Origin of the sequence: Streptomyces chiangmaiensis (genome assembly GCF_036281785.1) — a bacterium.
In the GTDB taxonomy this organism is placed as follows: Bacteria; Actinomycetota; Actinomycetes; order Streptomycetales; family Streptomycetaceae; genus Streptomyces; species Streptomyces chiangmaiensis.
Genome location: NZ_JAYWVC010000035.1, coordinates 1 through 23,299, shown reverse-complemented (window position 1 = coordinate 23,299; position 23,299 = coordinate 1). Strand labels below are relative to the sequence as shown.

The window sequence follows — 23,299 nt, the reverse complement described above, 5'->3', positions numbered from 1 at the left end:
CCGGGGTTTCGGTTGCGGTCGGGTGCCGCAGAGATCGTGTCCGGACCCGAGCGGGTCCGGCTGTCGTGGTCGACCGCCGACAGATCGGGTGCTTCTCGCCCCTTCGGCCGCCCTGTCGGGCCGACCTGGGGGAAGAGGTCGTTCAGACGGCCTTGATCGGCGGGTAGACCGGCTGCCACACGGCGGCGCGCACGCGCTGTTCGACGGTGTCGTCGACGGTGCGGTGGGCGACGCCGTCGGCGGCGGCTGCCCGGGCCACGGCGACCGCGACGGCGACGGAGGTCTCGTGCAACGCGTCGATGAGGGGCAGGATCGGGGCGCCCGGGGCGGTGGCGTCGGTCTGCCGGGCGACGGCGTCGGCGGCGGCGGCGAGCATGCGGTCGGTGACGCGGTCGGCGCCGGCGACGATGGCGCCCAGGCCGAGACCGGGGAAGACGAGGGCGTTGTTGGCCTGGCCGATCCGGTACGTGACGCCGTCGCGCTCGACGGGGTCGAAGGGACTGCCGGTGGCGATCAGGGCGCGGCCCTCGGTCCAGGCGAGGAGGTCGCCGGGGACGGCCTCGGCCAGCCGGGTCGGGTTGGACATGGGAAGGATGATCGGGCGTTCGGCGTACATGGCCATGGTGCGGACGATGTCCTCGGTGAAGGCGCCGCCCTGGCCGGAGGTGCCGATCAGGACGGTCGGGCGCACCTGCTTGACGACTTCGGCGAGCGGGATGCCGCCGAGGTGTTCGTCCCGCTGCCAGCCGGCCACCTCGTCAGTGCGGCGGGCGTAGCGGATCTGAAAGTCACGCATGCCGTCCTGGCCCTGTGTGAGCAGGCCGTAGCGGTCGACGGACCAGATGCGGGCGGTGGCCTGCTGCGTCGACAGGCCTCCGGCGATGAGGGCGTCGCGGAGCTGGTCGGCGATTCCGATGCCGGCGGTGCCGGCGCCGAAGACGACGATGCGGTGGTCGGACAGGGGGACGCCACTGGCCTTGACGCCGGCGAGCAGAGCGGCGAGATTGACGGCACCCGTGCCCTGGATGTCGTCGTTGAAAGTGAAGACCGTCTCCCGGTAGCGGTCCAGGATGCGGCGGGCGTTGGCCGGACCGAAGTCCTCCCAGTGCAGCAGGGCGCCGGGGAAGAGCTTCGTCGCCGCGGTGACGTAGGCGTCGATGAAAGCGTCGTAGGCGGCCTGGTCGACGCGTTCGTGCCGGTTGCCCAGGTACAGCGGGTCCTCGAGGAGTTCTTCACGGTTGGTGCCGACGTCGAGCATGACGGCCAGGGTGCGCTTCGGGTCGATGCCGGCGGCGGCGGTGTAGACGGCGAGCTTGCCGACCGCGATGTCGATACCGCCCACGCCCCAGTCGCCGATGCCGAGAATGGCCTCGCCGTCGGTGGCCACGATCAGGTCCACGTCGTCCGGGCCCAGCCCCGTGGCCCTCAGCGAGCGCTCGATGTCCTCAGGCGTGTCGACCGACAAGTAGACGCCGGCGGGGCGACGGTACTCGTAGCTGTAGCGCTCGATGGCGGTGCCGACGGTGGGGGTGTAGACGATGGGCAGCATCTCGGCGAGGTGATCGCCGAGCAGCCGGTGGAACAGCACCTCGTTACGGTCGTGCAGGGCCGTCAGGAAGACGTTCTTCGCCAGGTCGGTCGGCTGTGCCCGGTACTGCAGGTAGGCGCGGGCCGCCTGCTGGTCCTGGGTGAGCACCTGCGGCGGCACCAGCCCCACCAGGTCCAACTCCCGCCGCTCCTCCGGCGTGAAGGCGGTGCCGCGGTTCAGGCTGGGATCGGTCAGGACGGCACGCCCCCGGGCTCTTGTCTCCAGACGCCCTTTTGTGCTGTTCCACTTCGACTTCATGGTCGACTTCCTGTCGGGTCTCCGTGATCGGATGCGACCAGGGTGCTGAGCAATGACACATGCGTCCAATGCCTCAAAGCCCCATGATCCATGATCGTAAGGAATTGATTGCCGTTGACGTGCGCACTTTGGCAGGACCAAAGCTTGTCATGGGTGCGTTTCGTGACGGAAGGCACAGATCATTCGGTCAACTCATGAGAAATATGCATGGATGTATGTCCGGTGAGGCATGGGATACATGACTGTCGGACGAGTACTCGGCCGAGAGCGCAGCGCTGAGGTTCCGTGCCGTTGCCGCGCGCGACGGTTCAGGCCGCCGTTCCGGTGCCGAGCTCGAGATCCTGTTCGGCCCACACGGTCTTGCCGCCGCTCGTCAGGTATCTGGCCCCGTGGCGCCGGCAGAGCTGAGCGACGATGTAGAGGCCGCGACCGCCTTCGTCGTTGGTGCAGGCGTGGCGCAGTCGGGGGAGGGTGTCGCTGGTGTCGGACACTTCGCAGGTCAGGACCTGGTGCCGGATCAGGCGGAGGTGGATCGGGCCCGTGGCGTGGCGCACGGCGTTGGTGACCAGTTCGCTGATGATCAGCTCGGTGGAGGCCTCCAGACGTTCCAGTCCCCACTGGGTCAGTCGCCGGGTGACCAGGGTGCGGGCGTGGTGGACGACGGCCGGGTCGCTGGGCAGTTCCCAGCACGTGGTCTGGCACGGGCTCAGAGCATGGGTGCGTGCCAGGAGCAGGGTGACATCGTCGCACAATGACTGAGTCGGCAATGTCTCGATCACCGAGGAGCAGAGATCATCCAGGGACCGGCTGGGATGGGCCAGGGCACCACCCAGGTCTTTCATGCCGAGGCCGACGTCGTGCTGGGGATTCTCTAGCAGCCCGTCGGTGTACAGGGCGAGCCGGCTCCCCTCGGCCAGTTCCAGCTCGACGGCTTCGAAGGGGACCCCCAACCCGACGCCGAGCGGCGTTCCACTGGGCATGTCGGGGAAGGTGACCTCGCCGTCGGGATCGATGATCGCGGGCGGGGGATGCCCTGCCCGTGCCATGGTGCACTGCCGGCTGACCGGGTCGTAGACGGCGTACAGGCACGTCGCACCGGTGACGCGGGTCGGGTCTTGGGAGTCGGCGTCTTCCTCGGCCAGCCGCCGGACGGTGTCGTCGAGGTGGGTCAGCAGCTCATCCGGGGGCAGATCGAGGTCGGCGAGCGTGTGTACCGCGGTGCGGAGCCTGCCCATGGTCGCCGCGGCGTTGATGCCGTGTCCTACGACATCGCCCACCACGAGCGCCGTCCGGGCGCCGGACAGCGGGATGACGTCGAACCAGTCGCCGCCGACGCCGTTGTCCACATCGGCCGGGAGATAGCGCGAGGCCGTCTCGATGGCCGTGCTCTCCATCAAACGCGGGGGGAGCAGGCTGCGTTGGAGAGTGAGGGCCGCGCTGCGTTCCCGTGCGTACTGGCGAGCGTTGTCCAGGGAAAGCGCCGTCCGGCTGACGAGTTCCTCGGCGAGGAGCAGGTCGTCCTCCTGAAACGGCATGGGTTCCTCGGTGCGGATGAACACCGCCGTACCCAGGAAGGCGTGCTGCGTGCGGATGGGGACGACCATCAAGGAATGCATGCCGTTCTCACGCATGCTCCGCGCCCGGTCGGGGTCATGGTCGAACCATGTGCCCGCAGAGCCGTTCAGGACCGGTTCCAAATAGGAGCAGCCGGAAGAAAGAACCTTGGTGAAGGGCGAGTTCGGGGGCACGGCGACCAACTCCCCGCGCGCCCACGGAGACTCAGGGGTCCCGGGGTGGATCGAGGCCATCCCGGCACGTCGGAGGGCGGGCCGGCGGTCGTCCATCGGGCCGATGCGGGCGAAGGGCGCCTCGCCGAACTGGATCGACTCGGCCAGGTCGACGTTGACGTAGTCGGCCAGGAGAGGCACGGCGATGTCGGCCAGCTCCTGACCGATCTGCATCACGTCCAGGCTGTTGCCTATGCGCGTGATGGCCTCGCTGAGGATGGCCAGGCGCTCGCGCGCCCGCTGGCTGCCGGTGACGTCCACACTCATGCAGCACACACCCATGATCCGGCCGTCGGCGTCATGGAGGCAGAAGTACGAGACCGCGAACGCATGCTCACGGCGTGGATCCGTCGGCGGCCACGTTCGACACTCGTGGACCGTGGTGGTGCCGCTCTTCAGAACCTGTTGCATCACCGCCTCGAGCGTCTCGGCCTCGATGCCGCGCAGCGAAGTGGCGAGACGGCGTCCCAGCCGCTCGTCACGAGGAATGCCGTCCTGGTGCTCCATCGCGTCGTTGACCCAGGCACAGAGCAGGTCGGGGTCACGAACGACGATGCCTATCGGGGTGCGGGTGAGAAGTGAGTCCCGCACCGCTCCGGTGGTAGATGCCGAGGAGAGCGCGGCGATGTCGGTGCCGGAGACGAGCCAATGGATCTCCCCGTCCTGGCCCCACAGCAGCGAGATCCGCAGGGTCGTCTTGAGGGCACGACCGTCGCGGTGGCGTACGGTCGCGGTGCCGGACCAGCCACCTCTGGCAAGGCACTGCTCGGTCGACGACCAGTCCCGCAGCATGTGGCGGGACACGGACAGGACGGTGGACACGGGCCGGCCCACGACTTCCTCGGCCCGGTAGCCGACAAGCCGCTGCGCCGTGCTGGTCCATCCCACGACCGTCCCATCGGCATCGATCATCGCTATGGCGGCGTCGGGCGCCTCCTGGGAGCCCAGTCGCCCACAGAGGCTGCCTTGAAGGATGTCGGTCACCGGATGTCTCCCATCATGTGGATTCCGAAGAGCGGGCCGCAGACAGGGGTGACGGCGTGGCGCCGGCCCATGGTCGAGCCGTCCCCCCGACGGTCCGGTTCGCTGATGTGGATCGCGATCCGGCGGCTGACGGCTGATGCGAGGCGGCCCCGCTCCTGCGGGTCCGCGGAGGGCGGGGTCGCGTCGGTGAGGACAAGGTTAGAAGTGGAGAGTGGGGCAGCCACTGGGCGCAGGACACCACCTTCCGGTTGAAATTGATGGTAAAGGGACAAATAGCACAATACTGCGGCAGTGCCGGACCTGCGGCGGGCATCTGCAGGTATGCCCTCGCGGGTGGACTGTCCGCCATCCGCGGGAGTGGGTCGAGCCACGCCCTGCGTGGGTTCAGGCGGCCTCGGATGCTATGCCCGATTTGCACCCTCCTTGTAGCATTTGGGCATGGGTACGGAGGGCCCGGAGCCGGCAAAGGAACTGTCCGTGATCGCGACCCACGTGGAGTCACGGCTCACGGAGGTCGGCCGCGACATCTGGGAATACCTGACCGCGGAAATGCCGCAGCTCACGGGGGACGACATCGTCGGAAGAATCCTGCGGGCGAGCGTCGAGGAAAACGTCGCCACGTTGCTGCACATTTTTGAGCACGACATTCCCCTGGAGGATCTCGAGGGGCCGACCGCGGCCAGTGAGTACGCCAGAAGACTGGCTCAGAGGGATGTTCCTCTGAGCATGTTGATACGGGCCTACAGGGTCGGGCACTGGCGTTTCCTGCAATGGTGCCTGGACGAGGCCGACCGTCGGGACGCCGACGACCGTCTCTCTGCCGCCGTCAACCGGCGCATGCTGAGGGTGAGTTTCGGTTATATCGACCGCATCACCGAGCGTGTCGTCGAAGTGCACCAACTGGAGCGGGATCGCTGGCTGCTGAGCCGGACCGCTGTGCGTGCCGCGCGGGTCAGGGACATCCTCGACGAGGAGCAGATCGGCCTCGACTCGGCGGAAACGGCGCTCGGCTACCGACTGCGGCAGAATCACCTGGGGCTGGTGGCCTGGCTGCCCGCGCTGACACGCGGGGGCACGGGACTGGCCCGGCTCGACCGGCACATCCATGAGATCGCGGAAGAACTCGACTGTCCCGCGGGGCCGTTGTTCGTTCCCCGAGACGAAGTGGTGGCATGGGCGTGGCTGCCCTTCGGTTCACACAACGAGGTCTCCTGGGGACAGTTGTCGCGTGCGGTCGAGGACGGCGACCCCTCCGTCCGGGTGTGCGCGGGAAGCGTGCAGCGCGGCGTCGAGGGATTTCGCCGCACGAACAGGGAGGCGCTGCGCGCACAGGAGCTTGCGACGGCCGCGAGTCCGGGCCACCGGTTCACCGCGTATCCCCAGGTTGCTCCGGTCGCGTTGATGTGCAAGAACCTCACGGATCTGCGCGCCTGGGTAGGGAGCGTCCTCGGCCCGCTGGCAGTCGACGACGAGCACAGCGCCCGGCTGCGCGAGACCATGCAGACCTTCCTGGCGACCGGGTGCAGTTACACCGCCACGGCGAGCAGTCAGATCCTGCACAAGAACACCGTGCAGTACCGCATCCGGAAGGCCGAGGAGGCCATGGGCCACTCGATCCACGAAGGACGTACCGACCTGGAGGTCGCGCTGCTCGCCGTCCGATACCTCGGCCCCACGGTCTTGCAGGGATGGGGCTAGTGCTGTGGCCGGGCAGCGCCTCCGAAGATCGCCTGCGCCTGCTCTCCAGTGTGAACGCTGCCGACCACGTCAGCGGTACACGGGCTGCGGCCGACCACCGGACCCGGACGCCCGGACGCAGCGAGCCGTGACACGCTCCCCGGGGAGATCAGCGGCCTCGAGTGCCGTCAGCCGGCGTCCGTTCCCGCGCGACCACGGCCGTACGGGCGCTGATCGAGGCCCGCGCCCCGGCCACCGGGGACGGGTGCTGCTCAGAGTCCGCCGACCAGCCGGCGAAGGGTACGCGCAGCAGGCTCGGTCCTGGCCTGGCGGTGACCTGTACCCGCCCATAGATGAATCAGTCGGGTGTCCCCGGATGCGGTGGCGGCTTTGCGCAGAGGGCTGGTCAGGTGATGCAGGGCCGGGTACCCGGCGGGGGCGATGGGGTCGTAGCGGTCGATGAAATAGTTGCGCAGTCCACGTGCGGGCCGCCCGGTGAAGGCGCGGGTGACCACAGTGGTATCGAAGGCGGGATCGGCCAGGGCGGCCTTGTGCGGTGCGGAGGCGCCGCTCTCGTCGGTGCGCAGCAGGACGGTGCCGACCATGGCGGCTTCCGCCCCGGCGCCGAGGGCGTCGGACACGCCGGATGGGTCGGCGAGTCCGCCCGCGGCGATGACCGGCAGCGGGACGGCGTGCCGCACCTGGGCGATCAGTTCGGGCAGCGGAGTGGGCGGGGGCAGGTGCGCAGGGGTGAAGGTGGCGGAGTGCCCGCCGGCGGCCCGCGCCTGGACGATGACTGCGTCCACCCCGATCTCCGCGGCGCCGCGGGCCTCGTCGATGGAGGTGACCGTCTGCACGACGGTGGTTCCGGCCTTGCGCAGGTCCGCGACGACCGATCGACCGGGAAGACCGAAGGTGAAGGACACCAGGGGGACGGGACTGGTCACCAACAGGTCGATCTTGTCCTTCCAGGGGTCGTCGTCCTCGACCGGTTCGCCCTCCGGCAGCTGCAGTCCGAAGCGGGTGGCCTCGGCCCGGATCGCTCGGACGTAGGCGCGGTAGTCCTCGTCGGATACCGGGACCGGGTTGGGGACGAAGACGTTGACGCCGAACGGCACGCTTTCCGCACGCACAGTCCGGATCTGCTCTGCGAGCGCCTGCGGGGTCTTGTATCCGGCCGCGAGGAAGCCCAGGCCGCCCGCGCGTGCCGCTGCGGTCACGAGCGCGGGGGTGCTCGGTCCCCCGGACATGGGGGCGGCGAGGATCGGCAGACCGAGTCCGAGGTGTGACAGGAGTCGACTCATGGCGGCTTCTCTTCCGTTGTTCGGCCACCCCCACCCTGGACACCGCGTCGAAGCGCTGTGAAATGCCGATCAGGCTGCTTCCGTGAGCGGCAGGCATGGATGCGGTGGAAGGGACGGGTCCGGCATGGACGTCGAACTCCGCCACAGCCGGTACGGCCGGCGCCACACCCGCCCTACGAAGGAAGCAGCCGTCGTCGTCGCGGTCCAAGTCCACAACGGTGACTTCTTCGCCCGGGGGCCGACATGGGCCGTGGTCGGCGTCCAACCCACGTTCGCCCCGTCGCGGCGGTAGCGTTGCGGGTGGAAGGTGATCTCCTACCGGCACACGGGGGCGGTTGATGAACCAGCAATTGAGCCTGGTGACCTTGGGCGTTGAGGACCTGAAGGTCAGCCGCCGGTTCTACAGCCATGGCCTGGGCTGGACTCCGCTGCTCGATCTGGACGAGATCGTTTTCTATCAGGTCGGCAAGGGGCTGGCCCTGGCGCTCTTTCCCCTGGCCGACCTCGGCGCCGACACCGGACATGTGGCGACGGCAGGGACCCCGTTCACCCTCGCACAGAACCTCGACTCACCCGCCGCAGTGGACATGGTCGTGCAGCGGGCCCGTGCGGCAGGGGCGACGGTCCTCAAGGAGCCGCAGCGTGCGGCGTTCGGCGGCTACCACGGTTACTTCGCCGACCCCGATGGCCACCGCTGGGAGGTGTGCCACAACCCCGGTTGGTCGGTCGCTGACGACGGCACCGTCACATTGACGGCTGTCGAGGCAGCGGACGCGGGGGATTGACGCCGCTTCAACTCCTCCGAGTGTGGAACTGCGTGGATGACCGAATGCAGGTTTTCCACGCAACGCAACTCCCGGCCTGGGCGCCCGAGTGGCCGAGGGCCCAGGCCCGGGGACTCCGTAACCGGGCAGTGCCGACGGAGACCCCCAGGTGTGCAGCGCGAGGAAAGGCACGGGGTGGGCCCGCCCCTACGGTGTGGTCACTTCGGCATCATCCGAGCGATCGTGCGTCGGCGGGTGCGTGCCCTTGGCCGAGTCGACGCTCCGACACACGGGTCGGGTGCCGCGCCCAGGGCCGCCTTGCGCGGTCAGCCCTCCGTACGGGCGGGCAGCCGCCATCCCGGGCGCGGGAAGTGGCAGGTGTAGCCGTTGGGGTAACGCTCCAGGTAGTCCTGGTGCTCGGGCTCGGCCTCCCAGAAGGGGCCGACCGGCTCGACCTCGGTGACGACCTTGCCCGGCCACAGTCCGGAGGCGTCCACATCCGCGATGGTGTCCTCGGCGATCCGCTTCTGCTCGTCATCCACGTAGTAGATCGCCGAGCGGTAGCTGAGACCGATGTCGTTGCCCTGGCGGTTCTTGGTGCTCGGGTCGTGGATCTGGAAGAAGAGCTCCAAGACCGAACGGAAGTCGGTCTTCTCGGGGTTGAAAAGGATCTCAATGGCCTCCGCGTGGGTGCCGTGGTTACGGTACGTCGCGTTCGGCACGTCACCCCCGGTGTATCCGACCCTGGTCGCCGTCACGCCCGGTTGCTTGCGGATCAGGTCCTGCATCCCCCAGAAGCATCCGCCCGCAAGCACGGCCCTCTGTGTCTGCGCTGCCATTTCGGCCCTCCAATATGTGTCGGCTCGGTCACTCGGGCTGCTCGGCCGGCATGCAGCCGGCATCTCATGCCCTCTGGCTTCATCAGCGCGTGAGCGTGCCAAACAATTCCGTGCCCGCCCAGCCGGCCTCGCGGTCGCCCGCCGCACGCACGGCCGGTCGGCGGGCCCCTCTGCCGTGCCCGGCCGCCGAGCGCCCCGGCGCAGGACCTGGACGGGGCGGCCCGACCGTGTGGCGCTCCGTCCGTGACTTTACCCTGCCGAGAACGTCGTCCGTGCAGGTCAGACCTGTGGTCCGCCCGGCCCGAGCCCGACGGCGCGGTTCACAGCTGGACGGCCAGGTGGCGGGGCCCGCGGAGCATGGCGTTCTGCCGGTAGGGAGGCGGGTCCTGGACCAGGCCTGCCGCGCCGAGGTAGGGGATCAGGGCGCCCAGCGCGGTCTGGGCCTCGATGCGGGCGAGTGGAGCGCCGTAGCACAGATGGATGCCGCTGCCGAAGCCGAAATGCTCGTTGTCCGGGCGGGTGGGGTCGAACCGGTCGGGATCGTCGAACCGCTTGGGGTCACGACTGCCCGAGGCCAGGGCCAGTACGACCGATGTGCCCTTGGGGACGGTGGTGCCGGCGACGTCGACGTCTGCGAGGGGAGTGCGCTCACGCAAGTGGACCGGGGGTTCGTAGCGCAGCAACTCCTCGATCGCCCTCGGCAGCAGTTCGGGTTCGCGACGCAGCCGGTCGAGTTGGTCGGGGTGACGCAGCAGTGTGAGTACCCCGTTGGTGATCAGATTGACCGTGGTCTCGTGACCGGCGATGAGCAGCAGTACGGCGGTTTCCGCGAGTTCCTCGCGGCTGAGCCGCAGGGCAGGATCCGGCTCGTTGACGAAGTCGGACAGCATGTCGTCAGTGGGCTGGCCACGGCGTTGCTCGGCGAGGTCCACCAGGTACTGGCCCATCTCGGCCCGCGCCTGTCGGCCTTCGCGGTCACGCTCGGTGGTGTCCTCGGCGGGCCTGACATCGGCGGAGGCGACCACCGTGTCGGTCCACCCGCGGAACAGTGGCTCGTCCTGCCGCGGCACGCCGAGCAGCCGGCAGATCACCGAGACGGGCAACGGGTAGGCGAAATCGTCGACGACATCGATCTGCCGGCCGGCCTGGAGGCCCTCGAGCAGTTCCTCGGTGATCCGGGCGATCTCGCCACGCATGGCGTCGACCCGGCCCGGGCTGTGCGGCGGACCGAACGGCCGCATGGCCAGGGTGCGCAGCCGGTGGTGCTCGGGGTCGTCGAGCCGCAGGAACGGCGGCTTCGCCTCCCCGGACGGACCGGGGTCGGTGCGGCTGCGCGGGTCGGCGCTGATCCGCGGGTCATGCAGCAGGGCGGCGACCTCGTGGTAGGTGCCGATCAGGTAGCTGCCGTCCGTCTGCCGCACCACGGGACCGGCCTCGCGGAGCTCCGCGTACAGCGGGTAGGGGTCGGGGCGGTTGCCGTAGTCGGTGATCCGCTCCAGCAGGGTGTCGGCGGTCATTCGTATCGGCTCCTTGTCGAGGGGCGGGTCAGCCGGTGGGCCGCACCACGGTCAGCCTGCGGTCCGGCAGATGACCGGTCAGCGCCACGGTGGGGCCGTGGTAGAGCCCCTTCGGGTCCGGCACAGCGGAGGGAATCGGCACCTCGGCCGCCATCGGACGGTCGGCCGCGCCGACTGCGGGCGGGAACGGTGCGGCGGTCTCGATCAGGCGCTGGTAGTACTCGAGCGATTTGGCCATGTTGACCGTGACCGCGGCGGTGACCCGGCCTCGGTAGCCGTACACCATCGCCAGTCGGCGCTCCTCCAGCGAGCCTTGGGCGATCACCACCTCGTCGGAGAAGGTGGGTACACCCACCGACTTGATGTTGAGTCCGAACTGACACGACCAGAACGTCGGTACCGTGAGGTGCGGGCGCCGCATCGGTCCCGGATGGACCATGTTGTGTGCCGCCACCTCGGCTTGGGTGACCGCGTTGCCCCAGTGCTCCAGGGACAGCATCTGGTAGTCGAACAGCGGGTGCGGGAAGCGCGAGACGTCACCCGCCACGAAGACGTCGTCGGTGACGATCCCGTACATGTTGAAGGCCCGGCACCCCGCGTCACAGGCGATGCCGCGCGGGCCGGCCGCCAGTCCGCTGTCCGCGAGCCACTCGACGTTGCGCATCGCCCCCAACGCCACGACGCACACGTCTGCGTCGACGCGGCTGCCGTCGGACAGGTCCGCACCGGTGAACCGGCCGCTGCCGTCCCCGCGCAGGCCGGTGACCGTCACCCCGCAGCGCAGGTCCACGCCATGGGCCCGATGCATTGCGGCGGCAAGCTTCGACAGAGTCCCGCCGAGCGCGCCCACCAGGGGACCGGGGCCACGTTCGGCCACCGTCACCTCCAAGCCCCGTTCCCTGCAGGCCGAGGCGATCTCCGAGCCGGTGAAACCGCCGCCGATCACCAGCACCCGCCGCGGCCCGGCAGCCAGCCGCTCGGCCAGCCCTCCGCCGTCGTCACGGGTGCGCAGCGTGAACACCCCGTCCAGCGCGGCCTCCTCGGGGTTGGGCCAGGGCCGCGCCCGCGTCCCGGTGGCGATCAGCAGCCGATCGAACGGCAGCGTGTCCCCATCGGCCAGCAGCACCTGCTTCTCCATCGGGTCCAGACCGGTGGCAGCCACCCCCAGCCGCCACTCGGCGTCCGGGTCCCGGCGCATCGGCAGCCCGGTGGTGGACGCGGCCGCCTGGCCGAGCAGCACCTGTTTGGACAGCGGCGGCCTGTCGTAGGGCGGATGGGGCTCGTCCCCCACCACGGTCAGAGAGCCGGTGAAGCCCTCCTGACGTAATGTCTCGGCGGCCCTCAACCCGGCCAGCGACGCTCCGACGATGACGATCCGGCCCTGCCACAGATCACCGGCCACCGGCGCTCACCTCCTCACCGACGAGGATGGCCTGGACCGGGCATGCCGCCGCGGCCTGACGCACGCGCTCCACCTGGTCACCGGGAACGGCCGGGGTGTACAGCAGCGCCTCGTCCCCGTGCAGCTGGAAAACCTCGGGAGCGAGGAACACGCACTGCGCATAGCCCTGGCAGCGCGTGAGGTCCACAACGATCTGCATCCCCATCACTCCCTCCGTCGCCTCACCCCCTTGCTTCCAGAATGGGGGAAGGAGCGGAGCCTCGCCCGACCACAGCGACGGGCCCTGGTGAGCCCAGCGGTCTTCCGGCACGGGCGCAGCCGGCACATCCGGTGGTCGCAGTGAGCCTCGGGACAGCCGGGTGGATGCCCGGTGCCGCCGGTCCTTGGGCACCGTGACGGCGAGGGATCCGGTCCCCTCCTCCGACAGCCGGGCAGTGCTGTCGGAGGAGGGGACCGGCGGCAGGCAAGCGCAGGGCCAAGAGAGCGACATCGTCCGGGTACGGGGCGACCAGGAGGCGCGCAAGCAGTTCGTCGCACATGACGGGCAGGGGTTCGCGGGCCAGGGCTGCGGCGCGCCGGCGCCGCCCCGCAGCGGCAAGCCCGCGTCGGCCGGACGGATCGCCGAGACGCTGTACGACCATGTCGTCCCCGCCCTGCGCCGGTCCGGCTACCACGACCGGGTCGCCGAGGGCCTGCACAGGGTGCTCGACGGCGGCATGGGAGCAGACCGGCAGCGCGCGGCCGCCCGTGGGGGCGGCCTCGACGCGCTCGTGGATCTGGTCACCGAACGCACCGCCGGACCGGCCACCGACCAGGACCGACGATGCGGCCGTCCCTTCCCGTCGCGCCGCTCCTGGAGGAACCCTCCAGCCGACCGGACCGTGTTCCCACAGCCGCCACGCCGTGTGAACCGGCGCCAAGGCGGTACCCGCCACCATAACGGCACCACCGCACGGGCCCAGAAGGTGAACCTGATGACGTCGCTGCCGTCCCGGTCGCGCGAAGACTCTCTGGCAGGACTCTCGGCCGTGATCATGGGCGGACCGCGCGGGCTCGGGCTGCTGCTCGCCGAGCGGTTGCTGATCCGCGGATGCGCGGCGAGGACGGCGGCGGCGGTTTTGGCGCAGGAGTACGGCAGTAGGTGCGGCACCGCGAGCAGTCCCCAGACCGAGCCGATCTCTGCCAGCCGGCCGCCGCCCCGGCTGCGCCGCAGCCAGGGCAGGGTTTCGAGGGGGGTGTGCCGGTGATCCGCCCGAGACCGGCCGACTGCTCCCGGGGACCACCGTCGCGGGAAGACGGAGACGAGTCCATGCCCGAACTCCCGGATGTCGAGGCCTTCCGCCAGGTACTCATGACCTGCGGTCGTCATCGGCGGGTCACGGACATCGAGGTGCGGGACGCCGGGGTTCTGCGGGGTGTCACGGAGACACGGCTGCGGAGAGAGTTGAAGGGAAGGCATCTTGGGAAGGCGTGGCGTCATGGCAAGTGGTTGTTCGTGCCGACCGATGGTGACTCCACACTGGTCTGCCATTTCGGCATGACGGGATCGCTGAGATGCTGTTGCCCGGACGAACCGATCGAACCGCATGACCGCATCGTCCTGACGCTCGACGATGCCCAGGATCTACGCTATCGCGATCAACGCAAGCTGCAGGGCGTGCGGTTGGCCGACGAGTACGCCGTCGACCGGATCCTGGACGGGCTGGGTCCCGACGCCTTGACCGTGGACCGAGCGGAGTTCCGGGAACTGCTGTCGGGGCGACGAGGCGCCGTCAAGAGTGCGCTGATGGACCAGTCCATGATCGCCGGTCTCGGAAATCTTTTGTGCGACGAGATCCTCTGGCGGGCTCGTGTCCATCCTCGGTTCCCGGCGCGCGAGCTGAGCGAGACGGCACTTCGCCGTATCCACTCCGCGATGGGCCGGGTGCTCGAGACGTCCGTGCGTGCTGGCTGCGTGCCGCCGCGACGTTCCTGGCTCACCGGGCGCAGGGACGACAGCGAGCCGCTGTGTCCCCGCTGCGGCCGACCTCTGTACTCGAGTCGTGTCGCCGGGCGCCGCACCGTGTGGTGCCCGGGCTGCCAGCCCTCGGCGGCGGGAGCCAGGTGAACCGGACGGTCCGCACACCTGTCGCCCCGGGTGACGGCCGTGCTGCGGACTTCCACTCACAGTCGGCCGGATGAGCATGTCGCGTGGACCAAGGGTGTCTCATTCCGGCTCGGCTGCCGCGCGCACCTCGGCGGCAAAGGGCTTGTCGAGGGCCACATGGACAAGGCCGTCCGCCAGCCGCGGCATCTCGCGGTCGGCGACGAGGCCGCCCAGTTCCTCGGGCGACGTGGGCAACCCCAGCCGTCGGGCGCCGTCCATGGCCTTGCCGTCGATGTACGGCGCGAACTCCGGCCAGACACCCTGCACGTCGCGCAGGAAGATGTCGACCCCCGTAGGCCCGATCCCGGGCACGTCCAACAGAGCCGCCTTCGGATCGGGTTCCCCGCGCAGCCGGCGTAGATCACCGCCGTAGCGTTCGAGCAACAGTTCGGCTCCCTTGCCGAGCATCGTCGAGGTGCGCTCGTCGTAGCGCCGGTAGCCGCCCTCCCCGAGCGCGTCGACGCGTTCCTGCCAGGTCGCATCCGCCATCGACCGCGGATCGCGGAGACCTGCGTCGAACAGCGCCCGGGCCGCCCGCACCCCGATGTCGGCCTTGATGCGGGCGCTGAGGAGTATGGCCAGGACGAGCATCTGGTAGAGCGGCGCCGGGGTGTTGCGCAGCCGGATACCGGCCTTGGCGGCGTAGGTGTGCGGCTGTCGGTCGAGGAGGGCGAGGACCACGGCTGTGTCTGTCGCTTCGGCCGTCTTGCTGCCGGACTTCCCGGATTTCGATGTCTTACTGTCGGTCTTCGTAGTCATGGTCGGTCATCGATTCAACGTTTCATCGATTTAAACGCCTCACGGCCCTTTCACCGTGTGTCGTCGTTGCGCCCGATCCGGGTACCCGGCCGAGTCGTATCCGATGCGGCCGTGTATCGGCGAGGGTTCGGGGAACCGGGTGGTGGGGACGGATAACCACTTGGCGAGATCAAGCGTGGTGGGAAGGCAGCGCGGCGGGGATCCGCTCCAGGACTCCGCCCGCGAACACGTCGTACAGGGGCAGTGCCTCCAAGTGGACGTAACCGATGTGGCAGTCGCAGACGGCCAGAGGACAGGAGCGCGGACGCAGCGCCCGCCGGTAGGAACCGTCGTACAGGTTGCCCAGTTCGGACCGGACGAAGTGACACCGGCGCACCGTGCCCTCGCCGTCCACCGATATGACGGACTCTCCCGTACGACAGGGCAGGCCCGCGCTGCGGTGGGGGTGGCGGCTGAACGGGAAGAGCGGGTCGAGCGCGGTCCACCGGTCGGCTTCGGCGTCGGTGTAGGTGCGACCTTCGGCGGCGTTGACCCACAGGTATACGTGCGAGGGAAGATCGGCACGAAGGCGGCGCGCATGCTCCAGGTGTTCGGGGAGACCGACGACTCCGACGCTGTGGCGTACTCCTCGGGCGGCCAGATCACGGCATTTGGTCAGGAAACGGTCGTAGGGCGTCTGCCCGGGGTGGAAGGTGCACCACAGAGCGATGGTGTCCAAGTCGGCCTCGTCCAGCCAGTTCGTACGGCAACTGAGATTGGTCTGGATCGCCACCCGGCGGACATGCGGCAACCGGCTCAGCTCCGCGAGCGTGTGCCGGTACCAGGAACGCACCAGGCCCTCACCCCACGGCGTGAACAGAAGGGAGAGCCGGTCCTCCTGCTGCGCGGCCGCCCAGTGGGCGAAGCGCTCGAGCGCGGCGCGGTCCGCGGTCAGCTGGGAGGGGCTGTCGCGGCGCTTGGCGAAGGGGCAGTACGGGCAGTCGTAGTCGCACGACGCCAGCGGGCCGCGGTAGAGGATCGTCAGGTCCATCCGGGCTCCGTCACTTCGGTTCGTACGCGGTCATGCGCTCCCGCACGGCGGGGGAGAACAACTCGGGGCCCAGCGCGTCGGAGTGGGCCAGGCCCTCGGGGGAGAGCCGCAGCAGCCCAGGGCCTGTGGAGTCGTCCAGCCAGCCCCGGTCGCGGAACCGGTCGAGCTCGGCGGTGAAATCGTCACCCGGCGAGGTGCCGAAGCGGGCCCGGTAGTCCGCGACGGGCATGCCCTCGGCCTGCAGCAGCGACTGCAGCAGATGACGGCGTCGGGCGTCGTCCCCGTTCATCTTCCAGCCGTAGTCCGCATGGTGGAAGTCGGCGGCGGAACGGGCGGTGTAGTCGTCGATGATCGCGCGTATGCGGTGCATGTCCACGGCGTAGTCGAAGGAGTAGTGCAGCGTCGTGGTGTACGAGCGGGCGCCGCACCCGAGGCCGACCATGCCATCGGTCTGGCACGCGTAGTCCTCACCGCCGGTGGCCGGGGCGTCCGTACGGCGGAACATGCGCATCGACACCTGCTCGTAGCCCCGCGCGAGCAGGTGGTCGCGCCCGTGGCGGTACAGCCGCAGCCGCTGTTCGTCCCGATCGGCTTCGTCGGTGGGCCGGCCGCGATGCCGCCCCAGGCCCGTGAGCGGGCGCACGTAGAGGGGATAGAGGTACAGTTCCTCGGGCTGCCAGGCGAGGGCGGCGTCCAGGGAATGACGCCAGGACGCCTCGGTCTGGCCCTCGATGCCGTAGATCAGGTCGATGTTGAGCACGGGGATGCCGGCGTTGCGGATCCGGGCGAGGGCCGCCTCGACGTCCGCCCGGCGCTGGGGGCGTACGGCCGCCCGGGCCTCGGCCTCGATGAAGCTCTGCACACCCAGGCTCAGCCGCGTGGTGCCGCGGGCGGCCAGCACGGCCAAGCGATCGGCGGTCGCGGTGGCCGGCGAGGCCTCCACGGACAGCGGGACGGCGGTCAGGTCGGCGCCCAGGCCATGCTCGGCAAGATCGCACAGCCGCTCCAGCTCCGCGGCTTCCAGGAACGTCGGAGTGCCGCCGCCGAAAGCCGCGTTGGTGAACCGCGCCCCATCGCCCAGGGCCTCGCGCAGCGCCGCCGCCTGACGCTCCAGCGCGTCCAGGTAGGCGGTCGTCAGGCCGTCCGGTGCCCCGATCCGGGTGAAGAGATTGCAGAAGCCGCAGCGCACTTCGCAGAAGGGGATGTGGAAGTAGAGGGAGAGGGCGTTCTTCGGCTCGTCGGCCCACAGTTCGCGCAGGGAGGCGCGCTCCCGGGGCAGGGGCCGGTACGCGGTCTTGTGCGGATACGCGTAGACATAGTGCTGGTACGGGCGGACGGCGGGCAGGGCCGACGTTTCGTCGCTTGACAACAGCATCAGGCAGCCTCATCGAGGAAGAAGTGGGCATAGGGCACGGTCCAGACGACGTCATGGCCGATGCGATGGCCGATGTAGCCGTCCTCGCCGTACGCGGTGCCGTGGTCGGAGCAGACGATGACGAAGCACGGACGGCGGCTGCTCGCGGCCGCCAAGAGCCGTCCCATGTGCCGGTCCACGTACTCCAGTGCCGCGGCGTGCGTGGCCCGCGTGTCGCCCGCCTCGCGGGTGGCGCCGTGCAGATGGAACCAGTTGGGCTGGTGCAGGGCCGCCACGTTCACGAAGAGGAGCAGGCGCTGTTTCCAGGGGAGTTTGGCGACGACCTTCTCGGCGCAGGCCACCTGGGCCTCGAAGGACGTGGGGGACGCCACCCCGAACTCCGGCTCCCAGTGGCTCTCGTGGAACATCCCGGGCAGAACGGAGCCCAGTGGTCCCTGCTTGTTGAAGAAGCCCACGCCGCCGATGCAGACGGTGCGATAGCCGGCGGCGGCCAGCCCTGACACCAAGTCGGGGGTGTCGTAGACGAAGGTGCCCTCTGCCGTGGTCTCGCTGCCTGCGAAGCGGGCGGCGAAGAGCCGCGAGTGCGGTCCCGGTGTGGCCGGTGTCGGCAGAAAGCCCGCGAACATTGCCTGGTGGGAGGCATAGGTGAAGCTGCCGGGAGCGTGCCGGCGTTCCCAGACGCCGCCGGGCAGATGGCGCGCCAGATTCGGTATGCGTCCGGCCGCGGCCAGCTCCTGGGCCACGTCGTAGCGGAGTGTGTCCAGCGTGACCAGCAGGAGGTCGTGGCTGCCCACGATGTCGTTCATGTCAAGCGGTGGTGTCATGGTGGTGCTCCTCGCGTTCCGCTCGCCGTGCGGCGGCGGGTGCCGCGGCGACCTGCGCGGCGTAGGTGTCCAGGCCCTCGGCGCCGCTGCCGGGCAGGCCGGTCAGGCGGGGCAGCAGATCACCGAAGGCGTTCACCTCTCCGACGGTGAAGCGGCGCCACCCCACGGCCGGCAGGATGTCCACGCCGACGCACAGCGTGCCCGGGAAGCACGCGGCTGCCCGCTCGGCCGTCGCCAGCACATCGGCGAACCTCCCTCCCGCCGCCCGGATCGCCGCCCGCGCAGCCTCCAGGTCGCCGCGCGAGCCGCCCAGATGCAGATTGGTCATGGGGTGCCGACTGGTCCGTACGACGGCGTGCGTGGCGCGTCCCGCGACCACGACCACCCGCAGATCGGCGGCCCGGCCGCCCTGCGAGGCCTTGGGCAGCCACCGTTCGACGTGGAGGCCGTCCGGGGCCAGCGCGTCGACGAGGCCGGCGATCTCCGGCTCCGAGGCGTAGTGACGCACCCGGAGGGAGTTGTACAGGCGGCCGTCGGGCGTGGTCTCCACGGAGGTCGTCGCCTTGACCCGGCCTGGACCCGCCATCTCCAGCGCCACGACACCGGAGGCCGACGAGCCGTGCGCCGGCTTCACGAACGCCCGCGCGATGCGGGTGACCCTCAGCTGGTCCTTGAGCTCGTCCCAGCCGCCGATCGGACCCGTCAGGGCCGGGGGGACCGGCACGCCCGCGGCGGCGAGCCGGGCGTGGCAGCGCCGCTTGTCGAACATGACCGCGACGTCCTCCGGGTCGGCGGACGTCACCGCGCACGCACGGTGCGCCGCACGCGTCACGTCCCGGACCGCAGCGGTGAACCGGCAGTGCCACAGAGCCGTTCCCTCCACCCGTGCGGGATCGTCGGTGCCTCGCAGCAACCGGTCGACCTCGGCGTTCTCGCCGGGCGAGTCGATCCGCACCAACTCGCCCGGGGTGAAGGCGTACCGCCCGCGCAGCACATCCCGCCACGCGAGCACACGCGGCGCCGCATGACCCGCCGCCCGGACGGCATCGGCGAACATCGTCGTCCGCCGGTTCTCTGGATTGCCGACGACGGCGAACCGAGGACCGATATCGCGCAGCGCCCTACTCGGAGACAGCGACATAGCGCCACTCCTCGTCCCGCCAGCGGTGCGGGGCGCGATGGTCCGACAGATCCACCTCGGTGCCGGTGGCCCCGAAGGCCGTACGCATCCGGTCGGCCACGGACTCGCTCAGGAAGTGGTGGTGCAGGTCCAGCCGCTTGAGACGGGACAGCGGCTGACCGCGGAGCAGGGCTTCGGCACCGGTGTCGGTGAGGGTGCCCATGGACAGGCTCAGCGATTCCAGCTGTGCCACGACCGGCGCCGAGGCCACCGCCGCCGCGATCTCGTCCTGCAACTCGCTGTCCTGGACGCCGAGATGACGCAGCGCGGGGAAGCGACCCCCGGCCAGGATCGGGGCGAGGTCGGCGACCGTCGCGTCACCGCCGTACTGGGAGACGCCGAGCCACATTTCCAGACGTTCCAGAGCAGGCAGTTCGCTCGCCCCGACCGCGCGTACCACCTGCCCGGGCAGGCCGCCCGACTCGAATCGCAGTACCCGCAGAGCTTCATGGCGCACCGGGCGCAGCGACAGAGGTTCCTCGCCGAGCCCCTGCGAGTCACCGCCTCGGACGCCCAACTCCTCCAGCAGCGGGAAGGCCTCCAGCACGGGAGTGACATCGGTGAGCTGCAGCCAGGAGATCTCGCACTCCTCGCCGGTGACGTCGGCGAGGAACAGGGCCCGCAGCGCGGGGAAACGTGTCGCGTCGGCGAGGATCAGCTCCAGCGCCGGACGCAGGTCGTTGTACTCGTCGTCCCACCAGGGCCCGATGACGAGGGCGCGTACCTCGGCACTCGGCACCCGGTCCACAAAGCTCCGCCACAGGTCGGCGAACGGCATGTCCCCGGCCGCATAGCAGTCCAGTCGCCAGGCCACGCCGCCCGCGGCCGGAAGCGCCTCTTCACGGGGCTCGGGAAGGGTGTGGACGGGCAGCCCGTAGAAGGTCTCGAAGTGATCAGCGAACGTCATCACGACCTCATTCCGCGACGGCGGTGAAGCGGTGGACGACGCCGTCGTCCTCCCACGAGTCGCCGGGCTCGGACAGGTCGATCTCGACGCCGGCCGGCTCCAGCGCCGCTCGAATCCGGTCGGCCACTTGCTCGGTGACGAAGTTGTGGTGGAGGTCCAGCCGGGTCAGGTGGGTCAGCGGCTGGCCGCCGAGCAGCGCCGTGACGCCCTCGTCGGTGAGCACTCCGAGGGACAGGTCGAGCGATGTCAGCTGGGCGACGACCGGGGACCCGGCGACGGCCGCGGCGATCTCGTCCTGTATCTCGCTGTTGCGCAGGCCCAGACGGCGCAGTGCCGGGAAGCGTCCCCCGGCCAGGATCGGAGCGAGGTCGGCGACCGTCGCGTCGCCGCCGTACTCCTCCACACCGAGCCACATGTCGAGGCCTTCCAGCGCGGGGAGTTCGCTGGCGGTGACACCGCGTACGACCTCGCCCGGCAGGCCGCCGGCCTCGAACCGGAGCGTGCGCAGATGCTTGTGCCGGACGGCCGGGAAGCGCAGTCCGGTGCCACCGCGGACCCCGAACTCCTCCAGCAGCGGATAGGCCTCGAGGACCGGCGTGACATCGGACTGCTCGATCCAGGAGATCTCCGCCTCCTCCATCTCCAGGTCCCCGATGAACACGGCCCGAAGGGCGGTCAGCCGGTCCCTGGCATCCACGAGGCGCTGCAGGACGACGCCGGAGTCGTTGTCGTACGCCTCGCCCCACTGACCGACGATGATCGCGCGGACACCCGTGGGGTCCACAGAGCCGAGGAAACGGTCCCACAGGTCGCCGAACCCCTCCTCCGAGGAGTCCCCGTAGGCATCGACGGCCAGCCGCCAGGCCACCGCGTCCGCGGCCGGCAGCTCGCGCCGCGTCTGCGGATCGGGGAAGTCGAAGGCCGGGAGGCCGTGCAGTTCCTGCAGATGTTCGACGGCGGACATGTCGCTGGCCTCCTGAGATGCGAACACGGTGCGTTGCTTGCGAAGAGTTCTACCAAGCGACACTGACACCGTGGCCAACGGGCGCTGTTCGCGGGTGCCGGTCGGGCCCGGAGCCGGACGCCGGGCGATGCCGTCCGCAACCTCACTGTCAGACCCCCCGCGTAGCGTCGTGGACATCGGTCGGCGAGGTGCTGACGGGGAAGGGAGACACGTATGTACCGGCAGGGGGACGTCCTGATCATGCCCGTGGCGGAGGCGGCGTTGCCACCGGGTACGGACCGGCTGCCGCAGCAGCCGCGGGACGCGCGGGGCAGGCTCGTGCTCGCTCTCGGTGAGGTCACCGGACACGCGCACGCGGTGGTCGGTCCGGGCACGCTGGTCCGCGAGACCGGTCCGTTCGCGGTCTCCTATCTCCATGTCCCCGACGGCGGACGCGTGGTGCACGAGGAACACGCGGCCATACCGCTGCCCAAGGGCTGGTATCGCGTGGTGCGACAGCGTGAGTACGTGCCTGGCGCAGTGCGCGTCGTGGCGGACTGAGACGGCGGGAGAGCGGAAGGTGAGCACGCCGATGGAAACCGTTCAGACGGACCAGATGGTGACATGGCGTCAGGTGGCGGCGGCGACCGGACCGGCAGACCGTGGGGCCGCGGAGGAGGGAGTGCGTCTGGCCTACCGGCTGGCGGGCCTGGAGGAGCCGGAGAACATCCTGTGGGCGGGTTCGCCCCGCGAAGGAGCGGCGCTGGCGGCACGTCTCACGGCGGAGGGCACGGCCGGTCGCAGTGTGCGCGAGGCGGTGCGTACCCGGCCCTGGGCCGCCGCTCGGGAACATGTCCTCGACCGGCTCGGCCCGGCCGGGTGGGCCGAGCACTGGGCCCTGACAGGCGCTCAGCTGTGGGACGGCACGGTCATGCTGACCGAGCGCATACGGACCGGAGTGATCGAGGCCTTGGCCGGTGCGGCGGGGGACGAGCAGTCCGTCCGACTCGTGCTGCTCGACGCCGTCCTGGGTCAGCACGACGCGGCATGGCTCGCGGCCTTCGACGGTCAGGACGGTGGGCGGACGCTCGACGGGACCGCTGCGGTCGCCCGCGCCGCCGGCTGGTGGTGGCCGTACGAGCGGGCCGTGATCGTCTGCGAACGCCCGACAGAGCTGCACCGGGACGAGGCGGGCAGGCTCGACCGCGGCGACGGGCCGGCGCTCGCCTTCCCGGACGGATTCGCGCTGCACGCCTGGCGCGGCATGCCCGTCCCCGCCGAATTCCTCAGCGGGCTCGTCGGGTTGACCCCGCGGCGGATACGCGAGGAGGAGAACGCCGAGCTGCGCCGCGTGATGCTGGAGTACTACGGCTACGACCGGTATCTGGAGGAGTCGGGGGCCGAACCCGTCCAGCGGGACGAGACAGGCGTGCTGTGGCGCATCGAACTGGAGGGGGACGAGCCGCTGGTGATGGTCGAGGTGGTCAACTCCACCCCGGAGCCCGACGGTACCCACCGCACGTACTGGCTGCGGGTGCCGCCCCGCATCCGGACGGCCCGGGAAGGCGTTGCCTGGACGTTCGGACTGGAGGAGGCCGAGTACGTGCCGGAGAGGCAGACGTGAGACGACTCGTGCGTGTCCGGGTGGCTGCGGTTGCGGTCCGACGGCGTGATGCACGCGGGAGAGGCGACACGCATCCGCTCCTCGATTCGGCTGCGACGCCAGAAGCGTCGACATGTGGTGGACGCCCTCCGTTCCCTGTTCCGAAACTCGGGCACTTGTTCGGCATTGCACGCTCGTGAGGCGATCAGCAAGTCGCCTTTGCATGCCCTCGACCGCCGTCGATTCCTCGCCCTCGCCAGCGGCACCTTCGGCTTCCTGGCCGCCGGTCAGCTCACAAAGGCGCTCTCCGCGCCGGCCGCAGAACTGGACCCGGCTCCCTTCACGCTAGTGCGGCGACCGGACAGGTTCACCGGCTCGCGACGGCCGGCACGGCACCTCGCCGCGTTGTCGC

General features: G+C 70.0%; 22 protein-coding genes. 8 read left to right on the top strand and 14 right to left on the bottom strand.

What is annotated here, in order from left to right; translation table 11 throughout:
* Positions 1 to 142: 142 nt before the first annotated feature.
* Together VXC91_RS13900 and VXC91_RS13895 are read right to left on the bottom strand one after the other, a co-directional pair.
* A complete protein-coding gene (locus VXC91_RS13900; RefSeq protein ID WP_329507473.1) occupies positions 143 to 1,846 on the bottom strand; it encodes an NAD-dependent malic enzyme in 1,704 nt (567 codons plus the stop codon).
* 308 nt (positions 1,847 to 2,154) lie between these two features.
* Complete coding sequence (locus VXC91_RS13895; protein ID WP_329507472.1) at positions 2,155 to 4,617, bottom strand: SpoIIE family protein phosphatase; 2,463 nt, start codon at positions 4,615 to 4,617, stop codon at positions 2,155 to 2,157.
* 438 nt (positions 4,618 to 5,055) lie between these two features.
* Between VXC91_RS13895 and VXC91_RS13890 the strand changes: the two genes are divergently transcribed.
* Complete coding sequence (locus VXC91_RS13890; protein WP_329507471.1) at positions 5,056 to 6,315, top strand: PucR family transcriptional regulator; 1,260 nt, start codon at positions 5,056 to 5,058, stop codon at positions 6,313 to 6,315.
* 251 nt (positions 6,316 to 6,566) lie between these two features.
* Here the strand turns inward: VXC91_RS13890 and VXC91_RS13885 are convergent, their stop codons facing one another.
* Positions 6,567 to 7,598 (bottom strand): NAD(P)H-dependent flavin oxidoreductase, encoded by a 1,032-nt coding sequence (locus VXC91_RS13885; RefSeq protein ID WP_329507470.1) that lies wholly within the window; start codon positions 7,596 to 7,598, stop codon positions 6,567 to 6,569.
* 124 nt (positions 7,599 to 7,722) lie between these two features.
* Here VXC91_RS13885 and VXC91_RS13880 point away from each other — a divergent pair, with 124 nt between their 5' ends.
* Positions 7,723 to 7,890: a hypothetical protein gene (locus VXC91_RS13880; RefSeq protein WP_329507469.1), complete on the top strand. Its 168-nt coding sequence runs from the start codon at positions 7,723 to 7,725 to the stop codon at positions 7,888 to 7,890.
* 46 nt (positions 7,891 to 7,936) lie between these two features.
* Positions 7,937 to 8,383: a VOC family protein gene (locus VXC91_RS13875; RefSeq protein ID WP_329507468.1), complete on the top strand. Its 447-nt coding sequence runs from the start codon at positions 7,937 to 7,939 to the stop codon at positions 8,381 to 8,383.
* A gap of 305 nt (positions 8,384 to 8,688) precedes the next feature.
* Here the strand turns inward: VXC91_RS13875 and msrA are convergent, their stop codons facing one another.
* From msrA to VXC91_RS13855, 4 genes are all read right to left on the bottom strand, one after another.
* Positions 8,689 to 9,201: a peptide-methionine (S)-S-oxide reductase MsrA gene (gene msrA / locus VXC91_RS13870; RefSeq protein WP_329507467.1), complete on the bottom strand. Its 513-nt coding sequence runs from the start codon at positions 9,199 to 9,201 to the stop codon at positions 8,689 to 8,691.
* Positions 9,202 to 9,521: 320 nt separating this feature from the next.
* Positions 9,522 to 10,718 (bottom strand): cytochrome P450, encoded by a 1,197-nt coding sequence (locus VXC91_RS13865; RefSeq protein ID WP_329507466.1) that lies wholly within the window; start codon positions 10,716 to 10,718, stop codon positions 9,522 to 9,524.
* A gap of 28 nt (positions 10,719 to 10,746) precedes the next feature.
* Positions 10,747 to 12,120 carry an NAD(P)/FAD-dependent oxidoreductase gene (locus VXC91_RS13860; RefSeq protein WP_329507465.1) on the bottom strand — a complete coding sequence of 458 codons (1,374 nt, stop codon included), beginning with the start codon at positions 12,118 to 12,120 and terminating at the stop codon, positions 10,747 to 10,749.
* Positions 12,110 to 12,319, bottom strand: a complete 210-nt coding sequence (locus tag VXC91_RS13855; protein WP_329507464.1) for a ferredoxin — start codon at positions 12,317 to 12,319, stop codon at positions 12,110 to 12,112. The genes VXC91_RS13860 and VXC91_RS13855 overlap by 11 nt, the downstream gene beginning before the upstream one ends.
* 235 nt (positions 12,320 to 12,554) lie before the next feature.
* On the opposite strand from VXC91_RS13855, the gene VXC91_RS46980 reads away from it, so the two are divergent.
* On the top strand, positions 12,555 to 13,367 hold the full coding sequence (locus tag VXC91_RS46980; protein ID WP_408057384.1) for a hypothetical protein: 813 nt from the start codon (positions 12,555 to 12,557) through the stop codon (positions 13,365 to 13,367).
* A gap of 62 nt (positions 13,368 to 13,429) precedes the next feature.
* The gene (locus tag VXC91_RS13845; protein ID WP_329507463.1) at positions 13,430 to 14,227 is read left to right on the top strand and encodes an Fpg/Nei family DNA glycosylase; all 798 of its coding nucleotides are present in this window, start codon (positions 13,430 to 13,432) and stop codon (positions 14,225 to 14,227) included.
* Positions 14,228 to 14,326: 99 nt separating this feature from the next.
* Here VXC91_RS13845 and VXC91_RS13840 read toward each other — a convergent pair whose 3' ends face one another.
* From VXC91_RS13840 to VXC91_RS13810, 7 genes are all read right to left on the bottom strand, one after another.
* Positions 14,327 to 15,025 (bottom strand): HhH-GDP family DNA glycosylase, encoded by a 699-nt coding sequence (locus VXC91_RS13840; protein ID WP_329507462.1) that lies wholly within the window; start codon positions 15,023 to 15,025, stop codon positions 14,327 to 14,329.
* A gap of 169 nt (positions 15,026 to 15,194) precedes the next feature.
* Positions 15,195 to 16,055 carry an STM4011 family radical SAM protein gene (locus tag VXC91_RS13835; RefSeq protein WP_329507461.1) on the bottom strand — a complete coding sequence of 287 codons (861 nt, stop codon included), beginning with the start codon at positions 16,053 to 16,055 and terminating at the stop codon, positions 15,195 to 15,197.
* A gap of 10 nt (positions 16,056 to 16,065) precedes the next feature.
* Positions 16,066 to 17,430, bottom strand: a complete 1,365-nt coding sequence (locus tag VXC91_RS13830) for an STM4012 family radical SAM protein (protein WP_329507460.1) — start codon at positions 17,428 to 17,430, stop codon at positions 16,066 to 16,068.
* Complete coding sequence (locus VXC91_RS13825) at positions 17,430 to 18,236, bottom strand: STM4013/SEN3800 family hydrolase (RefSeq protein ID WP_329507494.1); 807 nt, start codon at positions 18,234 to 18,236, stop codon at positions 17,430 to 17,432. The genes VXC91_RS13830 and VXC91_RS13825 overlap by 1 nt, the downstream gene beginning before the upstream one ends.
* Position 18,237: 1 nt before the next feature.
* Entirely contained in the window at positions 18,238 to 19,395 is a 1,158-nt protein-coding gene (locus VXC91_RS13820) for an STM4014 family protein (protein ID WP_329507459.1), read from the bottom strand.
* Positions 19,376 to 20,341 carry an STM4015 family protein gene (locus VXC91_RS13815; protein ID WP_329507458.1) on the bottom strand — a complete coding sequence of 322 codons (966 nt, stop codon included), beginning with the start codon at positions 20,339 to 20,341 and terminating at the stop codon, positions 19,376 to 19,378. Before VXC91_RS13815 ends, VXC91_RS13820 begins: the two co-directional genes overlap by 20 nt.
* Positions 20,342 to 20,348: 7 nt before the next feature.
* Entirely contained in the window at positions 20,349 to 21,305 is a 957-nt protein-coding gene (locus VXC91_RS13810; RefSeq protein WP_329507457.1) for an STM4015 family protein, read from the bottom strand.
* Positions 21,306 to 21,518: 213 nt separating this feature from the next.
* Between VXC91_RS13810 and VXC91_RS13805 the strand changes: the two genes are divergently transcribed.
* The 3 genes from VXC91_RS13805 to VXC91_RS13795 form a co-directional block, all read left to right on the top strand.
* Complete coding sequence (locus VXC91_RS13805; protein ID WP_329507456.1) at positions 21,519 to 21,845, top strand: hypothetical protein; 327 nt, start codon at positions 21,519 to 21,521, stop codon at positions 21,843 to 21,845.
* Between the two features lie 31 nt (positions 21,846 to 21,876).
* Positions 21,877 to 22,908: a DUF6745 domain-containing protein gene (locus VXC91_RS13800; RefSeq protein WP_329507455.1), complete on the top strand. Its 1,032-nt coding sequence runs from the start codon at positions 21,877 to 21,879 to the stop codon at positions 22,906 to 22,908.
* Between the two features lie 198 nt (positions 22,909 to 23,106).
* A partial coding sequence (locus VXC91_RS13795; protein WP_329507454.1) for a hypothetical protein occupies positions 23,107 to 23,299 on the top strand: 193 nt, incomplete at its 3' end.